Annotated in this window: 14 protein-coding genes and 1 tRNA gene; 9 read left to right on the top strand and 6 right to left on the bottom strand. The window is 60.9% G+C overall.

Annotated features, from left to right (window positions below):
* Positions 1-75: 75 nt before the first annotated feature.
* Positions 76-285, top strand: a complete 210-nt coding sequence (locus IPI58_08095) for a DUF465 domain-containing protein (GenBank protein ID QQR70088.1) — start codon at positions 76-78, stop codon at positions 283-285.
* On the opposite strand, the gene IPI58_08090 is transcribed toward IPI58_08095, so the two are convergent.
* From IPI58_08090 to IPI58_08080, 3 genes are all read right to left on the bottom strand, one after another.
* A complete protein-coding gene (locus tag IPI58_08090; protein QQR68787.1) occupies positions 275-853 on the bottom strand; it encodes a diguanylate cyclase in 579 nt (192 codons plus the stop codon). The two genes, IPI58_08095 and IPI58_08090, sit on opposite strands and share 11 nt — an antisense overlap.
* Positions 854-921: 68 nt before the next feature.
* On the bottom strand, positions 922-2,124 hold the full coding sequence (locus IPI58_08085) for an FAD-dependent monooxygenase (protein QQR68786.1): 1,203 nt from the start codon (positions 2,122-2,124) through the stop codon (positions 922-924).
* Between the two features lie 53 nt (positions 2,125-2,177).
* Positions 2,178-2,254: transfer RNA gene (locus tag IPI58_08080), tRNA-Asp, on the bottom strand.
* Between the two features lie 143 nt (positions 2,255-2,397).
* On the opposite strand from IPI58_08080, the gene IPI58_08075 reads away from it, so the two are divergent.
* The 7 genes from IPI58_08075 to IPI58_08045 all read left to right on the top strand — a co-directional run bounded on the left by IPI58_08075 (position 2,398) and on the right by IPI58_08045 (position 8,708).
* Positions 2,398-3,489, top strand: coding sequence for a septal ring lytic transglycosylase RlpA family protein (locus IPI58_08075; GenBank protein QQR68785.1), 1,092 nt, complete (start codon positions 2,398-2,400; stop codon positions 3,487-3,489).
* Between the two features lie 160 nt (positions 3,490-3,649).
* A complete protein-coding gene (locus IPI58_08070; GenBank protein QQR68784.1) occupies positions 3,650-5,617 on the top strand; it encodes a YdbH domain-containing protein in 1,968 nt (655 codons plus the stop codon).
* 13 nt (positions 5,618-5,630) lie between these two features.
* Complete coding sequence (locus tag IPI58_08065) at positions 5,631-5,840, top strand: YnbE family lipoprotein (GenBank protein QQR68783.1); 210 nt, start codon at positions 5,631-5,633, stop codon at positions 5,838-5,840.
* Positions 5,837-6,205: a YdbL family protein gene (locus tag IPI58_08060; protein QQR68782.1), complete on the top strand. Its 369-nt coding sequence runs from the start codon at positions 5,837-5,839 to the stop codon at positions 6,203-6,205. The genes IPI58_08065 and IPI58_08060 overlap by 4 nt, the downstream gene beginning before the upstream one ends.
* A 120-nt stretch (positions 6,206-6,325) precedes the next feature.
* Positions 6,326-6,670, top strand: coding sequence for a 50S ribosomal protein L31 (rpmE, locus tag IPI58_08055; protein ID QQR68781.1), 345 nt, complete (start codon positions 6,326-6,328; stop codon positions 6,668-6,670).
* A gap of 32 nt (positions 6,671-6,702) precedes the next feature.
* On the top strand, positions 6,703-7,740 hold the full coding sequence (locus IPI58_08050) for a flippase-like domain-containing protein (protein QQR68780.1): 1,038 nt from the start codon (positions 6,703-6,705) through the stop codon (positions 7,738-7,740).
* Positions 7,741-7,772: 32 nt separating this feature from the next.
* The gene (locus tag IPI58_08045) at positions 7,773-8,708 is read left to right on the top strand and encodes a hypothetical protein (GenBank protein ID QQR68779.1); all 936 of its coding nucleotides are present in this window, start codon (positions 7,773-7,775) and stop codon (positions 8,706-8,708) included.
* A gap of 5 nt (positions 8,709-8,713) precedes the next feature.
* Here IPI58_08045 and IPI58_08040 read toward each other — a convergent pair whose 3' ends face one another.
* Genes IPI58_08040 through IPI58_08030 form a run of 3 tightly spaced genes read right to left on the bottom strand, consistent with a single transcriptional unit; the run spans position 8,714 to position 13,856 of the window.
* Entirely contained in the window at positions 8,714-11,836 is a 3,123-nt protein-coding gene (locus IPI58_08040; GenBank protein QQR68778.1) for an efflux RND transporter permease subunit, read from the bottom strand.
* 15 nt (positions 11,837-11,851) lie between these two features.
* A complete protein-coding gene (locus tag IPI58_08035) occupies positions 11,852-13,066 on the bottom strand; it encodes an efflux RND transporter periplasmic adaptor subunit (GenBank protein QQR68777.1) in 1,215 nt (404 codons plus the stop codon).
* A gap of 52 nt (positions 13,067-13,118) precedes the next feature.
* Complete coding sequence (locus IPI58_08030) at positions 13,119-13,856, bottom strand: hypothetical protein (protein ID QQR68776.1); 738 nt, start codon at positions 13,854-13,856, stop codon at positions 13,119-13,121.
* A 124-nt stretch (positions 13,857-13,980) separates the two neighbouring features.
* On the opposite strand from IPI58_08030, the gene trmB reads away from it, so the two are divergent.
* Positions 13,981-14,679 carry a tRNA (guanosine(46)-N7)-methyltransferase TrmB gene (gene trmB, locus IPI58_08025; protein QQR70087.1) on the top strand — a complete coding sequence of 233 codons (699 nt, stop codon included), beginning with the start codon at positions 13,981-13,983 and terminating at the stop codon, positions 14,677-14,679.
* Positions 14,680-14,769 lie beyond the last annotated feature (90 nt).

The raw sequence follows: 14,769 nt of genomic DNA, 5'->3' as shown, positions 1-14,769 counted from the left end.
CAGGCCACCCATGATTGTTTAAGGTGGAGGCATGCCGTCAGGTCAACACCTCAATCAAGCGGCTTACATGCGATGATGGCGACGTTGGAAGAAGTGAACGGCGTGCAAGGTCACTTGCAGCGTTTAAAGACCGAGCACCGCGACCTGGACGATGTCATCGTGGCGCTATCGGCGACGGCGTGGCATGACGAGGTACGGATGCAGCGCCTGAAGCGGCGCAAGCTTCAGGTACGCGATGCCATCCGCGAGATCGAAAGCGATATTCTTCCAGACATCATCGCGTAGTTTGCGGCGCTACGATTTGCATGGCTTGTTCGGCCATGCGGGATGCCACTTGGGCTGTCTCCCCGGCTGGCTCTCCGAAGCTGTAGGTTTCAAATCCAATATCCTGAAGACCGAAAGACCGCAGATGCGGTGCCAACGATTCAGTTAGCATCCGTGCCTTTTTGTCCGCATCTTCGTGGCCGCATCGCACCAGGAACACCCCAAACTCGTCAGGGGCCAGACGCGCCACGATGTCGCAACCGCGCACATGGGTCAGTAAAGTCTCGCCAATCCATTGCGCCAACGAGTCGCGTAGGGAGTCTTCTTTTTCGGCCAGGCCCATCACGTCGAAATACACGACGCTCGAGACACACCCATAACGTTCGTCATAGGCCAGCATCCGCGCCACTTCGCGCGTGAATTCGGGCCGTGTGCGCAGTAAATCCACATCACCAGGCCGTGTGCGCTCTAACCGTGCCAGCCGCGCCTTGACGGCGGCCAGATCGGCTTGCACCGCCTGCCAGGCGCGTAGTTGCTCCTCGTTTAGGATCAAACCCTCTGGGGGCGCAGGCATCGATTCATCGCTCATGATGCGGTCATGGTGACCAAGCTTTTTGAAGAAAAGCTTAATAACGCCCAGGTTTTAGAAAGACGAGGTTAGGCCGTTGCCAACCCCATGGCCTTTCGGATTAAGACTCGTTTGATGATCGGCAGATGATGGACCATCGTCAAACCCATGCGGCGCAGGGCCATGACAGGGGCGGCGCTGGGGGCGAAGAGGCGGTCAAGGCCGTGCGTGGCCACCGCCAAGGCGGCGATATCCGGCCAGCGGCGGCGCGCATAGCTCGTCAACAGATCGGGCGCGCCGGGGTCCAGGCCCAAGCGCAGATATTCGGTCACAAGCCCAGCCAAGCATTGCGCGTCGCGTAGGCCCAGATTAAAGCCTTGCCCGGCCAGCGGATGCACCACATGCGCGGCATCGCCCATCAAAGCCAGGCGCGGCGCGGTCAGGTGGTGCGCCAAGCGCAAGGTCAAGGGATAGGCAAAGCGGCTGCCCGGCACCACGCGCACCTGGCCCAGCCAATCGCCCGCCCGCTGCTGCATCAGGCGTTGGAAAGATTCGTCATCGGCCTGGGCGAGCGCCTCGCCGCGCGTTTTGGGCAATGTCCAGACGATCCCGCAATGCCGTCCTGGCAAGGGAAGGGTGGCAAAGGGGCCGCCGGGCAGGAAATGTTCGACCGCGATCCCCTGATGATCCAGGCTGTGTTCCAGTTCGGCCACCACGCCATATTCATGATAGGGGCGATCCGTGACCCCGATCCCGGCCTCGCGGCGGCAAAAGGAGTCGCGTCCATCCGCGCCCACCAGCAAAGGCGCTTGCACCGTTCGACCGTCGTTCAGGCGGATCGTTACGCCCGCTGCGCCGCGTTCAAGCGCGTGGATTTCGACAGGGGCCAGGACATCGCAATTCCCCGATGCCTCGCGCATACGATGCGCCAAGGCGCGGCGCAGATCGACCATGCGGGCCATGACGCCAAGCGGCGTGCCGGGGCCATCCTGTCGCAGAAAATCCAAATGCGCCGCCGACGCGCCATCCGCGACCCGAATATCGTTGATCATCCCCACTTGCGCGCGCATATGCCGCGCCACGCCGATTTGCTCCAGAAAACGCCACCCGCCATAGGCCAGGGCCAAGGCGCGGCCATCTTGCCAAGCCTGCAGCGGTATGGCCGGGTCCTGTCGATCCAGCACCGCCACATGCGCCCCCGATTGTGCCAAAGCGCAAGCCAGCACCTGACCGGCGGGGCCGCCGCCTAGGACCAGAGCGTCATAACGTTTTGTAAGAGATGTTTTCTTCATCGCCGACCGACCCTGTTCAGGGATAAAGGCCGCAAAAGCCAGAAAAACAGTAGTGGCGCGAGTGACGGGACTTGAACCCGCGACCTACGGCGTGACAGGCCGTCGCTCTAACCAACTGAGCTACACCCGCGCTCTACTGGGGGGCTGTTATAGCTGTTCCTTTCTCATATGACAATCGTATCATGATACCCCCCTCCACAAGATGCGTGACGAGGGCAAAGGACATAGGGTAATGATCGTTGCGATGCGCCAGCTTGTCGGAGAATCCCTATCATGTCCGTATCGTCCATAACCCCTGGAAATCCTGGTCTTGCGGCCATGAATCGCCTACGCGGCGGCTTGGTTCGGCACGCTCGAGCCGTCTTGACGGCCAGCTTGCTGTTAACCTTGACGGCTTGCGACACGCCAGGGGGGGTAGGCGGCAGTGGCGGAGCCGGACGCGGCGCATGGCGCGTGGGTGAGCCGTATCAGATCAACGGCATGTGGTACACGCCGCGCGAAGATTACACCTATGACCAGACGGGCGTCGCCTCGTGGTACGGCCCGGGCTTTAACGGGCGCATGACCGCCAATGGCGAAATCTATGACGAAAACGAGATCACGGCGGCGCATCCCACTTTGCCCATGCCCAGCCTGGTGCGGGTGACCAATCTGGGCAATAGCCGTTCGGTCGTGGTGCGCATTAACGATCGAGGCCCATTCAAAGAAGGCCGCATGATCGACTTATCCCGCCGTGGCGCGCAATTGCTGGGCTTTGAACAAAGCGGCACGGCGCGGGTGCGGGTGCAGATCATGGCCCAGGAAAGCCGCGCCATTGCCGATGCCGCCCGCAAAGCAGGGAGCGCCCAGCCCGATGGTCCTATGGTGGCTGCCGCGCCGCGCACAGCGGTGCAGAGCCAGGTACTTGCTCCTCCCCCGCCAAGCGCCGGGGCGATGGTCGCGCGTTCGGTTCCTGCCGCCGTGGTGGCACCGCCCTCCGTGCCGGTGGTCAGCGACATTCCATCGGTTTCCGCCGATGACCTTGATTTGCCCGAGGCTCCGCTTGCTGCATCACCCGCCCGCGTTTTAAAGCTGCCCAGCAAACCGCGCTCCATGACGACCGCCGCCCAGCCCGCGCCCAAGGCAAGCGCAAGCAAAGACGGTTATTTCATTCAAGCCGGATCGTTCAGCGATTCTGGCAACGCCAACCGCTTTGGTCAACGTCTGGGCCATATGGGCGCTGTGGATGTGGCGCGTACCCAAGTCGGGGGACGCACTTTTTACCGCGTCCGGCTGGGGCCCTTTTCGTCCATGAACCAAGCGCAAAGCCTGTTGCCGCGCGTGAAGGCGGCAGGCGGGGACGGGGCCAGAATCGTCACCGATTGAGGAAGGCCCTGTGACGCGAGCACACGGAATATTGGAACTGCGTCATATGATGCCCAATTACCGGTGAGACGCAGCCTGGACACCAGGGGGAAAACGTCACGGCTTCACCATATGCGGGATGTGATATCGTCCGAATCGGGATCATCCTGGGAGTTCTGACGTGCCGACACAACGCCGTCCCATCTTTCTTCGCCGCCGCTTTCGTGTAGGGCTGAGCGTCATCGCGGCTGGATTGGTCTGTGCCGTCGCTTTGGCGGCCTGGGCCATACCGCAAGGATTGAAATCGCTGGCCGAGGCGCGTTTGTGGCAGGCCGGATTAACGCTGGCGCGCGTGGAGTCGGCCAGCCTCACATGGCGCGGGGTGCGTTTGCGCCATATTCAGTTGACGCGCTCGGCCGATGCCGCCGATAGCGGCCTGTCTTTGCAATCGGTCACTATCCCTTATGCCGCTTTGTTGCAAAGCTATGATCCCCAAATTCCGGCGATCTTGATTGAAGGACTGCATGCGCGGTTGGGGCCAGGCGGTCTGGACAGCCTGCCCCTGCCCACGGGCGAAGAAGCCGGCGCGTCATTCGCTCACTGGCCCGCCGTTGAATTGGCGGATATCCGGTTGGATGCCCAAGGCTGGGGCTTGCGTCTGGATGGCCGGCTGGCCCCCGATGAGCTGGGACGGTTGGTCCTGTCCGGCATATTGAGCGGACAAGGGGATTTGCGCGGCAAGCAAACGATCACGCGCATGGTCATCACCCCGGCCGGATCGGTGGAGTCAGCCGAGATGGTCGTGGCCGAACCTTGGTCCATGGCTTCCGCCGATTGGATCGTCACGCGCCTTGATATCCGCAAAGCCTCGGGCAAACCCTGGCAAGGCGTGGCCGAGACCACAAAGCCCTACGCCCTATTGGCCAATCTGGAATGGGATGATCGCGCAAACGCCAAGCATTCCTGGCCGGTGCGCGTGGCGGTTTCCGCCATGCCCAAACCCAACGGAAAGCCGGGCGATGTGCCGTCGCTGGGCTTTGCCGGACAGCTTGACGTGACCGCCACACGCGGCCCATGGGTCAGCGGAACGCTTTCGGTCGCGGGTGCTGGCAAAGAGACCTCCAAATGGCACAGCCTGGGACAAGTGGAACTGCGCCCAGGCAAGGACGGACAGCAAGCCATCATAGAACTGCATGGCGCGCGTCTGGATCTGGCCTATTCCGGCGGCGACGATAAGGCCGTTTTGACCTTGGCCGATCTACTGCCCGGATTGGGCACAAAAATGGACATGCAAGGCGTGGTGGTCATCCAAACCCGCATGGCCTGGGGGGGTGCTGCGGGTTTCTTGTCTTGGCTGCGCCTGGATATCGATCATGCCGATTTGCGCGTGGCGGGGCATACATGGCGCGGCTTGCAAGGTCGCCTGGCCTTCAATCGCCTGGATCCCTTGGTCAGCGAGGGGCCTCAGAATCTGCGTGTCGATACCGTGGAAGGCACCCCCTTGCATGATCTGGCCACCACCTTGCGTTGGACGCCCGAATCCACCATTCAAATCGACCGCTTGGAAGCGCGCATGGGCAGCGAAGGCCTGATTTCGGCACGACCTTTCGCCCTTCCCCTCTCGGGCGGCGAATGGCAGACGGAACTTGCCTTAGAAAAGGCCGATCTTGGTGCTTTATTGGATTTGCTGAATATCGAAGGCTTGGGAGCGCAAGGAACGCTCAGCGGAACCTTGCCCATGCGATGGAAGGGGGGGAACTTGGATATTTCCGGCGGTCAATTGTCCAGCGAAGGGCCGGGGCAACTGCGCTATGATCCCGCCCATCCCCCCGCTTTCTTGCAAGGCGAGGACTCCAGCCTGACCTTGTTGCGCGAAGCCTTACGCGCCTTCAGCTATGACGTGGCGGCACTCAGCTTTGAGGATGCCGGCACGCAAGGGCAACGCCTGAACCTGCGTCTTGAGGGACGCAATCCCAACATGCAAGAAGGGCGGCCCGTGATCTTGAACGTGACCTTGAACGGCGCGTTATGGGATGTTTTGACCGCGTCTTCCCAGGCGGCTAATATCGGACATCATCTCGAGACCCGGATGCAGCCTGCACCCGGCGGAAAAAAGCGTCAGGAGACCCCCGATGATCAGGAGCCATAGACCTCGCTCCCTTATGTCGCTCACAGGAGCGGCGGCCCTTTTGGCCGTGGCCCTTGGCGCATGTTCGCCCACCGTCAAGATCGAGGCCCCGGACAAGCCGATCCGTATCGACCTGAATATCAACATCCAACAGGAAGTGCGGATCAAGGTTGATCGCGCCTTGGATGACGCCTTTGCCAAGAACCCTGAAATCTTTGGCGTGACGCCCGGAGGAAAACAATGAACCGCTTGATGCACCGTCCTATGGGGTTCCGACTCGCGGCGCTGGCTTTTTTGGCCGTGCTAAGCTTGGCCACGCCCGGCCTGTCCAGGGCCGATGACGCGCAAGACTTGGCTTCGGCCAAATCGGCGGGCCGCGTGGGCGAGAGGGCCGATGGCATGATCGGCGCGGTGTCCGCCTCGGATGCCGCCTTGCAGGCCTTGATCTCCCGGATCAACGATGCCCGTTTGGCCGCCTATCATCGGATCGCCGCCGACAGCGCGGCACCTTTAGCCGCCGTCCAGTCCCGCGCGGGCACCAAACTGACCTCCGAGTCGCCTTCTGGCAGCTATGTCATGGGCGCGGACGGCCAGTGGCGGCGTAAATAACCGGTTTTTAGGGCATGTAAAGCCGGGCTTGCGCCGGGGCGTGTGTGTGTCCTATAAAGTCCGCCTAGGCCGTGTGCGGTCTATCCGGCTATTCAACGTTGGCAGTAAGGTTGGCAGGTCATGAAGCAAGGCATTCACCCCGATTACCATCCCATCACCATTGTGATGACCGATGGCGAGTCCTATGTCACGCACAGCACATGGGGCAAGGCGGGCGACACGATGCGGTTGGAAATCGACACCAAGTCGCATCCCGCATGGACGGGTCAAAGCCGCATCATTGATCGTGGCGGTCAGCTGGCCAAGTTCAAGAAGCGTTTCGAGGGCTTGACCACGGGCGTGGCGGTCAGCGATGCCGCCCCGGCTCCGGCCGCAGGCGCGGGCAAGGGCGTCAGCGTCAACAAGACGCTGGCCAAGGCCAAGGACGCCGCCAAGCCCGGCGCAGCCAAAGGCAAAAAGAAATAACTTTTCGTCGCGCCACCACAAGCGAGGCGCATATGTCGATCAGCAAAAAAGAACCGCGCCGATCGCGCATGCGATGGCGATGGGGCGTGGCCGCGCTGACTCTGCTGGGCCTGGCCGCAGCCACGGCGCTGGTGGTGGCCCAAGGCGCGGATGCCGTGATTCAGGCGTTGACGGCGGCAGGCTGGATCGGCGTGTTGATGGTCGCGGCGGCGCGTCTGCCCGCTTTGGCCGTGGGCGCGGTGGGGTGGCGTCTTCTGGTGCCGCGTCGCGGACGATGCGGCTGGGGGCATTTCCTGTGGTTCGCCTGGGTGCGCGAGGCGGTCAACGGCTTGCTGCCGGTGGCTCGTATCGGCGGGGAAATCGCCGCCACGCGCCTGATGATGCGCGCGGGAATGCGCGGACGCTGGGCGGCGGCCAGCTTGGTGGTCGAGACCACGTTATCGGTCTTCGCGCTACTGGCTTTTATCTTTTTGGGCCTGGCGTTGTTCGCAGGAAGAGTGGGAGGGCAAGACGGCCTGACCGGTCGCCTCTTAATAGGCGCGTTGTTGATGCTGCCCCTTGTCGCGGGGCTATATCTGTTCCAGCATTTCGGGGCCTTCGGGCTGATCGCGCGCGCGGCCAAGCTGTTCTTGGGCCAGGACCGACTGGCCGCCTTGACCCGACAAACAGGCCGCTTGGATCGCGCCATCGCGGCCTTATACAAGGATCCGCGCCGTTTGGCGGCATGCGCCGCTTGGGAATTTTTGGCCTGGTGCCTGGGCGCGTTCGAGATCGTGGTGGCCTCGCATCTGGTGGGGCATCCCTTATCCTGGACCGACGCCTTGATTTTAGAGGCGATGATCCAGGCCGCTTCCAGCGCCGCTTTCTTCATTCCCGCCGCTCTGGGGGCGCAAGAGGGCGCGTTTTTGCTGTTCGGCGGCCTGCTGGGCCTATCCGCTCCGACCGCTTTGGCGATAGCCTTGCTGCGCCGGGGGCGTGATTTGGTGTTATATCTTCCGGCCTTATTGGTTTGGCAATGGGTTGAAGGACAAAACGGGCTTTTTCGGCTATACTCAAAGCGTCGACATTAGTATCGGCGCAACCCGCGCCAAAGGTGAAGTCCATGACACTGACGCGCCAAGACGTTCAAGACATTGTCAGCGATGGCCGTATCGATGCGAATGAACTGCGCGAATTGGCCGAGCATGCCTTGACCAGCAGCCATCCTCTGCGCCCCGATCTTGCCGGAGTCGGCAGCGGCGCGGCGGAAGTGATGCGCAATCTGGGGCTGGCCGACGGGCCAGTCATGGCGGTGCAACGTATTGCTTGGCATATGCCCGAGCCGCACGGCCCGACCCCCGAGGAAAGCTCCGCCGCGTTGGATGATGATCTGGCGACCGCCACGCATCCCCAATCAATGCCGGTCATGGCTCCCGTCTTGGCGGGAAGCGCCCTGGGCCGTTTCTTGGCTGCGGGCAACAATCCTATCCATGATGCCCTTGATAAGGGCCGCGCTCATGACGCATCTGCGACCACGCCTGCAAATGCGTCATGGCGTTTGATGGTGTTCCCACCCAGCATCCGTCCCTCGACGACTTCCGATTCTGGAAAAGCCGAACCCTCGGCGGTAAAAAAGCCCAAGCCCAGCGTTTACGCTCTGCCGCGCGCAGCCTTGCGCGGTTACTCTCCCGCGCAGCAAAGCAATCAACCCGGTTTGCGCCCCGTGCAATTGCTGAAGAACGATCCGGTCACTTGGCGTCGGCAACAAAGGCTTAGCCGCGCCCCGCAAAGAATCATGATGCCCGAAGCCGTGGCCGAACTGATGTTTGTCCGCATTGATCGGCCAACCGCACCGTCTTTCGCCGCCGCCCCTGCGCCCAGCCTGGCCGGTGCGCGTCCGCGTCCAAACCCCTATGGAACCGAGGGCATCCAGCCATTGCCCGGCGAAGTTTTTAAGCTGACCGGCACCGATCACGCCTGGCGTCCCGGTTTGCGCCCCGGCATCCGTGTCCGTTCACCCTGGCAAGCGCCGGGCATCGAATTGGCACCGTCAGATTAATTCTCTTAGGCACCTTTGCTTGCCCGTCTTGCCTCCAGCAAATAAGCCGCCGGAACCGCCAGTAAGGTTAGCAAGATAGCCGTGACCATGCCGCCGACCATCGGGGCGGCGATGCGGCGCATGACTTCGGATCCTGTGCCTGAACCCAACATAATCGGCAAGAGACCGGCCAGGATGGTCAGCACTGTCATGGCCTTTGGGCGTAGGCGCAAAAGGGCGCCTTCCACCACGGCGCTTTCAATCTGCGCGGACGACAATTCGCCCTTGGGCATAGCGGCGCGGGCGCGTTTCATGGCGATATCCAGATAGAGCAGCATCACGATGACGGTTTCGGCGGACACCCCCGCCAGGGCGATAAAGCCCACCACCACGGCCACCGACAGGTGATAGCCCAGCAGATATAAAAACCACACGCCGCCCGTCAGGGCCATGGGCAGACCGGCGATGACGATCAACACGGGAATGGGGCGCTTTAACGCCAAGGCCAGCAGCAAGACGATGATCCCCAAGGTCACGGGCACGATCAATGTCAGGCGCGCCTGCGCCCGCTCTAGATACTGGAATTGCCCCGACCAAGACAGGGACACTCCTTCGGGCAGCTTCACGTTTTGGGCCACGGCGCGTTTGGCATCGGCGACATAGCCGCCCAAATCGCGGCCGGCGATATCCACGAAGATCCAGCCATTCAGGCGGCCATTCTCGCTGCGGATCATGGCGGGACCGTCGGTGATGGCGATCTGCGCCACCTCGCCCAAGCGAAGATGCGCCCCTTCGCGCGTCACGATTGGAAGATCGCCAAGGGCTTGCGGGCTGTCGCGGTACCAGGACGGATAACGCAAATTGACGGGAAAGCGCCGGACGCCTTCGATGGTCTCGGTCACGTTCATGCCGCCTATCGCCGTGCGGACGATCTCGTTCAAATCCTCGATGTTCAGGCCATAACGCGCCGCCTGGCCGCGATCCGGGGTGATGTCAATAAACCGTCCTTCGCTGACCCGCTCGGCATAGACCGAGCTTGTGCCCGCTACGCCGTGCAGGACATGTTCGATCTGCTGGGCGACCTGACCGATGCGGGCAAGATCAGGCCCGGCCACCTTGATGCTCACGGGAGTCTTGACCCCGGTCGCCAGCATGTCCAGGCGGTTACGAATGGGCATGACCCAGACATTGCTGACTCCCGGCGCGCGCACCAGGGCGTCCAGCTCGGCCCGCAATTTGGCCATGGTCATGCCGGGCCGCCATTGATCGACGGGCTTCAGGCGAATGACCGTCTCGATCATCGTCATGGGTGCGGGGTCGGTGGCCGTCTCGGCGCTGCCGACTTTGCCATGGACATGCATCACTTCGGGCAAAGTGGCGATCAAGCGATCCGTCTGCTGTAGAACCTCAGTCGCCTTGGCGATGGACACGCCCGGCAGCATCGTGGGCATGTACAGCACATCGCCTTCGTCCAGATCGGGCATAAACTCGCTGCCCAGATGCGCAAGCGGCCATGCGGCGGACAGGATCAACGCAAGCGCCAAAGCCAAAGTCAAGCGCGGGCGGCGCAAACTGGCCATCAAGGCGGGACGATATAAGGCCATGAGGGCGCGGTTGATCGGGTTCTCATGCTCGGCCTGAATGCGCCCACGCACGAAATAGCCCATAAGCACCGGCACCAGAGTCACGGACAAACCGGCGGCGGCCGCCATGGCATAGGTCTTGGTGAAGGCCAGAGGATGGAACAGCCGGCCTTCTTGCGCCTCCAGGGCGAAGACGGGCAGAAAGCTGACGGTGATGATCAGCAACGAGAAAAACAGGGCCGGACCGGTTTCGACGGCGCTTTCAATCACAAGACGCCATCGTTCTTCGGGGCTGGGATGGGGATGGGTTTCCAATCGCCTGTGCATGCCTTCGACCATGACGATGGCCGCATCGACCATAGCGCCGATGGCGATGGCGATGCCCGATAAAGACATGATATCGGCGTTCACGCCTTGCAGACGCATCACCAAAAACGCGGCCAGCACGCCAAGCGGCAAAGCGATCAAGGCCACCAAGGCCGAGCGCAAATGCCACAAGAAAATCAAGCACACGGCGGCGACCACAAGGAATTCTTCGACAAGCTTTTCACGCAACGTGCCGATGGCGCGATCGATCAACGGGGCGCGGTCATAGGTTGTCACGATCTGGACGCCTTCGGGCAGGCTGGATTTCAGCTCGTCCAGGCGTTGATGCAGGGCCCTAAGCGTGGCCAAGGCATTGCCGCCCTGGCGCAGCACGACCACGCCGCCCGCCACCTCGCCTTGGCCATCCAACTCGCCCACGCCTCGGCGCATTTCCGGCCCCTCGCGGATATCCGCGATCGTCTCCAGCAGAATCGGCACGCCGCCTTCGGCAAGATGCACCGGCACACGGCGCAAATCCGCCACGCCTTTCAGATAACCGGCCGCGCGTACCATGTATTCGGCTTCGGCCATCTCGATGACCGAGCCGCCCGCTTCGCCATTGGCGCGGCGGATGGCCTGCTCCACCTCGTCCAGGGGGATGTTGTATAGACGCAGTTTCTGCGGATCGACGATCACTTGATACTGCTTGACCATCCCGCCCAGCGCCGCCACCTCGGCCACGCCCGGCACGGTGCGCAGCTCAAAGCGCAAGAACCAATCTTGTAAGGCGCGCAACTGTCCGGCGTCCAGCCGACCCGAGCGATCCACCAAGGCGTATTGGAAAATCCAGCCCACGCCGGTGGCATCCGGCCCCAGCAGGGGCTGAACGCCCGCAGGCAATCGACCGGCGATTTGGCTCAGCTGCTCCAGCACGCGAGACCGCGCCCAATACATATCGGTGCCTTCGGCAAACAGCACATAGACATAACTATCGCCAAACAACGACGTGCCGCGCACCACCGTAGCCTTGGGCACGGCCAGCATGGCGGTGGCGATGGGATAGGTGACCTGGTTTTCCACAATCTGTGGCGCTTGGCCCGCCCAACTGGTCCGGATGATGACCTGCACATCGGATAAATCCGGCAAAGCGTCCACCGGTGTGGTGCGCACAGCCCATATCCCAGCCCCTGCCAGGACCAAGCTGGCCAACAGGACCAGAAAGCGTTTCTCAACGGCCCAACGGATGATGGCGGCGATCATGGGTTTCTGACTCCATTAATGATGATGGCCGGCCATGCCGCCGCCAGTTCCGCCCATGCGCCGCATCGCGGCCTGTACGCTGCTTTCGCTGTCGATCAGAAAAGCGGCGTTCGTGACCACCTCGGTGCCTTCATCAAGTCCGTTCAGGATTTCGATGTCATCCCCCACCCGCGCGCCGATCTGCACCGCTACCGGCAACAGACGGCCCTCGCCCAATGACTGGATCACGCGCGCGCCTTGTCCCGTTTGAATCACCGCATCGGCGGGAACGGACAGGGCTTCGCGCGGGGGCATGGTCAATTGTACCTGGGCATATTGTCCGGGGCGCAGGCTTGGGTCGGGATTGTCCAGGATCAGACGGACGCTGAGAGTGCGACTGCGAGCGTTGATCTCGGGATAGAGATAGGAAATCAAGGCGGTCTGAGTCAGATCGGGACGGTCGGAAAAGCGGATTTGCGCCTCTTGGCCGGGCTTAATCTGCGCGGATTGTTCGGGAAAGACCTCGGCCACCAGCCATAAATGATTGGGGTCGCCCAGGGATATCAATGTCATGTCGGGCGTCACATACATGCCCTCGGCCAGGTTCAACGTGACCACGGCGCCGTCTTGCGGCGCGAAGACTTGCACCCCGTCCGGCACTTGGCGCGTGCGGGCGATATCGCCAATCTGGCGCTCGGCCACGCCCATGGATATAAGCTTGCGCCGCGCGCCTTCCGCGGCCGATGACCGGACGAATTCAAAGAAGGCGCTGGCGATCTCGGGCGAGAAATATTCGAACAACAAATCGCCTTTGCTCACGCGCTGTCCCACAGCGCGCGGCACCAGATTGCGCACCCAGCCATTGGCGCGGGTATGGATATGCGCCGTGCGCTGCGCATCATAGGTCAGACTGCCAAAGGCTTCGATCACCGGCTGCAACGGACCACGCACAACCTTTTGGCTGCGGATGCCAAAACGCTGCCAGGTCTGCCCCGCCACGGTGATTTCCGTGGCATTGGTGCCGGCGGGTTGCGGCGGCGCGGCGGCTTGCGAAGCAGGCATGTCATGGCCTTCATGCGAAGCATGATCCATGCCCGAATGATCCATCTGGGACATATCCATATCAGGCATCGAGTCCATGCCTGGCGCAGATTCCATGGATGCATCGGGAGCATGATGTTCGTGCTGTGCCAGAGAGACTCCAGGCCAACCAAGCATGACGAAACCGAACAGGATGATGAATCGTGTCATATCGCTTGATACTCCCCGCTGGGAAAAGCCGTTCGGTCAGCTTAGCCGCGAGTCAGTCGCCCATGCCAGCTCTAAGATCAGCAACCACGGAACACGGACGACTGGGCCGGCGCGGCGGCCCAACCGAAGGGGTTGAGGTGGTATAGGGCAAGGCATTGATCTTAAGAAACGCCCGCATCCTTGCCAATTCATCACGCCAACCAACGGCGCGTTTAAACTTCGAACCGATATCGTCTTTCTTGAACTTGATATCCGATGCCAGATCAAGGAACTCCACCGCATTGTGAGGAGTCATAATGAACGGATTTTCGCCTTTCATCAGCAAATAGCAATTCGCAATCAATGAGCCTGTACGGTGGTTGCCATCCAGATACAGCTGCGGCCTGGCCAGCACGCGCACATAAAGACCTGCGGCGATCTTATAGGGATCCTCGGCCTTTTTTTCGTGTCGTCTGTACCATTTCAAAAGGGAAGGCGCGTATTTACAAAGCTTGTCTCCCGTCTCATTCACAAAGGCGCCATATTCCGCACGCTTGGATGGGGCGTTCCCCAGATGCACGATCATATTGATCTCTAACAATTCATCGAGGGATAGGAACTCATGGCGATTCTTCGCCAAACGCCTGTTGATCCAGTCATAGCCGCATAGCAGATTGCCCGCGATCTCTTCGCCAAAGACGTCTCTGCTGCAATTGGTTTGACGGTTGATCCTCTCGAAATTCTCCATCACAAGCCGATAATTCTGTTCAATTTTATCGATATCAAAGAATGAGTTGTTACGATCTCCCACTACATCACATCTTCTTTCTGACTGCTATTTTGTTTCTAAATCATAACATCATCTTGTCTCAAAGAGATACATGCGTTGGGCTTGCATCGCACCCCCGTCATGCACGATGGTTGGCGGCATGACGATGGAAGACACACATATCGAGCCGATCAAGTTCTTTGGTCGCCGCAAAGGGCGACCCATACGGCCACGGCGGCAGGAATTATTGGATGGCTTATTGCCGCGCCTTGTCTTGCCGGGGCCGCCCTTCCAGGACATTCCCGATCCGCGCCTTTTATTCGGGCCACCGGGCGCTGTGCGAGATGTGTGGTTGGAGGTCGGATTTGGCGGCGGCGAGCATCTGGCAGCCCAAGCTGCGGCTTATCCTGATATCGGCATCATCGGGGCCGAGCCGTTTCAAAACGGCGTGGCCAGCCTGTTGGACAAGATCGACCGGCAAGACCTGCCCCATATCCGCATCCTGCCCAACGATGTTCGTCCCCTATTGCCCCATCTGCCCGATGGTTGTTTGGGACGCTGTTTCGTCATGTTCCCAGACCCTTGGCCCAAGACACGGCATGTCGAACGGCGATTCTTGGGTGGAGAGAATCTCGATCAACTGGTCCGCTTGCTGCGTCCGGGCGGTGAATTGCGCGCCGCCAGCGACGAACCCATATTGGTCCCTTGGATGGATGCACAACTGCGTTGCCATGCCGATCTAACACCGATTGGCCCGGGCCGTTTTAACCAACATCCGACATCGGACTGGCCAACAACACGCTATGAATCCAAAGCATTAGCGGCAGGACGTGCGCCTAGTTATTGGCTGTATAAAAGAAAATAATCCATTAACCTTAATCACTTTCATCATGAAACCAATCCATTATGGTCACCCCATGATATTGTTGCAGTGCGGTATATAACGTAACTGAAA

The sequence above is a fragment of the Alphaproteobacteria bacterium genome, assembly GCA_016699305.1.
Lineage (GTDB): Bacteria > Pseudomonadota > Alphaproteobacteria.
Note: the sequence above shows the minus strand (reverse complement) of the source record. Positions and strands in the feature narration are given on the sequence as shown.

What these genes read in the sequence shown, in the direction of transcription:
- IPI58_08060 (QQR68782.1), top strand. Translation starts at nt 5,837, where the DNA reads ATGAACCGCTTGATGCACCGTCCTATGGGGTTCCGACTCGCGGCGCTG.
- IPI58_08035 (QQR68777.1), bottom strand. Translation starts at nt 13,066, where the DNA reads ATGACACGATTCATCATCCTGTTCGGTTTCGTCATGCTTGGTTGGCCT.
- IPI58_08050 (QQR68780.1), top strand. Translation starts at nt 6,703, where the DNA reads ATGTCGATCAGCAAAAAAGAACCGCGCCGATCGCGCATGCGATGGCGA.
- rpmE (QQR68781.1), top strand. Translation starts at nt 6,326, where the DNA reads ATGAAGCAAGGCATTCACCCCGATTACCATCCCATCACCATTGTGATG.
- IPI58_08045 (QQR68779.1), top strand. Translation starts at nt 7,773, where the DNA reads ATGACACTGACGCGCCAAGACGTTCAAGACATTGTCAGCGATGGCCGT.
- trmB (QQR70087.1), top strand. Translation starts at nt 13,981, where the DNA reads ATGGAAGACACACATATCGAGCCGATCAAGTTCTTTGGTCGCCGCAAA.
- IPI58_08075 (QQR68785.1), top strand. Translation starts at nt 2,398, where the DNA reads ATGTCCGTATCGTCCATAACCCCTGGAAATCCTGGTCTTGCGGCCATG.
- IPI58_08065 (QQR68783.1), top strand. Translation starts at nt 5,631, where the DNA reads ATGTCGCTCACAGGAGCGGCGGCCCTTTTGGCCGTGGCCCTTGGCGCA.
- IPI58_08095 (QQR70088.1), top strand. Translation starts at nt 76, where the DNA reads ATGGCGACGTTGGAAGAAGTGAACGGCGTGCAAGGTCACTTGCAGCGT.
- IPI58_08040 (QQR68778.1), bottom strand. Translation starts at nt 11,836, where the DNA reads ATGATCGCCGCCATCATCCGTTGGGCCGTTGAGAAACGCTTTCTGGTC.
- IPI58_08085 (QQR68786.1), bottom strand. Translation starts at nt 2,124, where the DNA reads ATGAAGAAAACATCTCTTACAAAACGTTATGACGCTCTGGTCCTAGGC.
- IPI58_08090 (QQR68787.1), bottom strand. Translation starts at nt 853, where the DNA reads ATGAGCGATGAATCGATGCCTGCGCCCCCAGAGGGTTTGATCCTAAAC.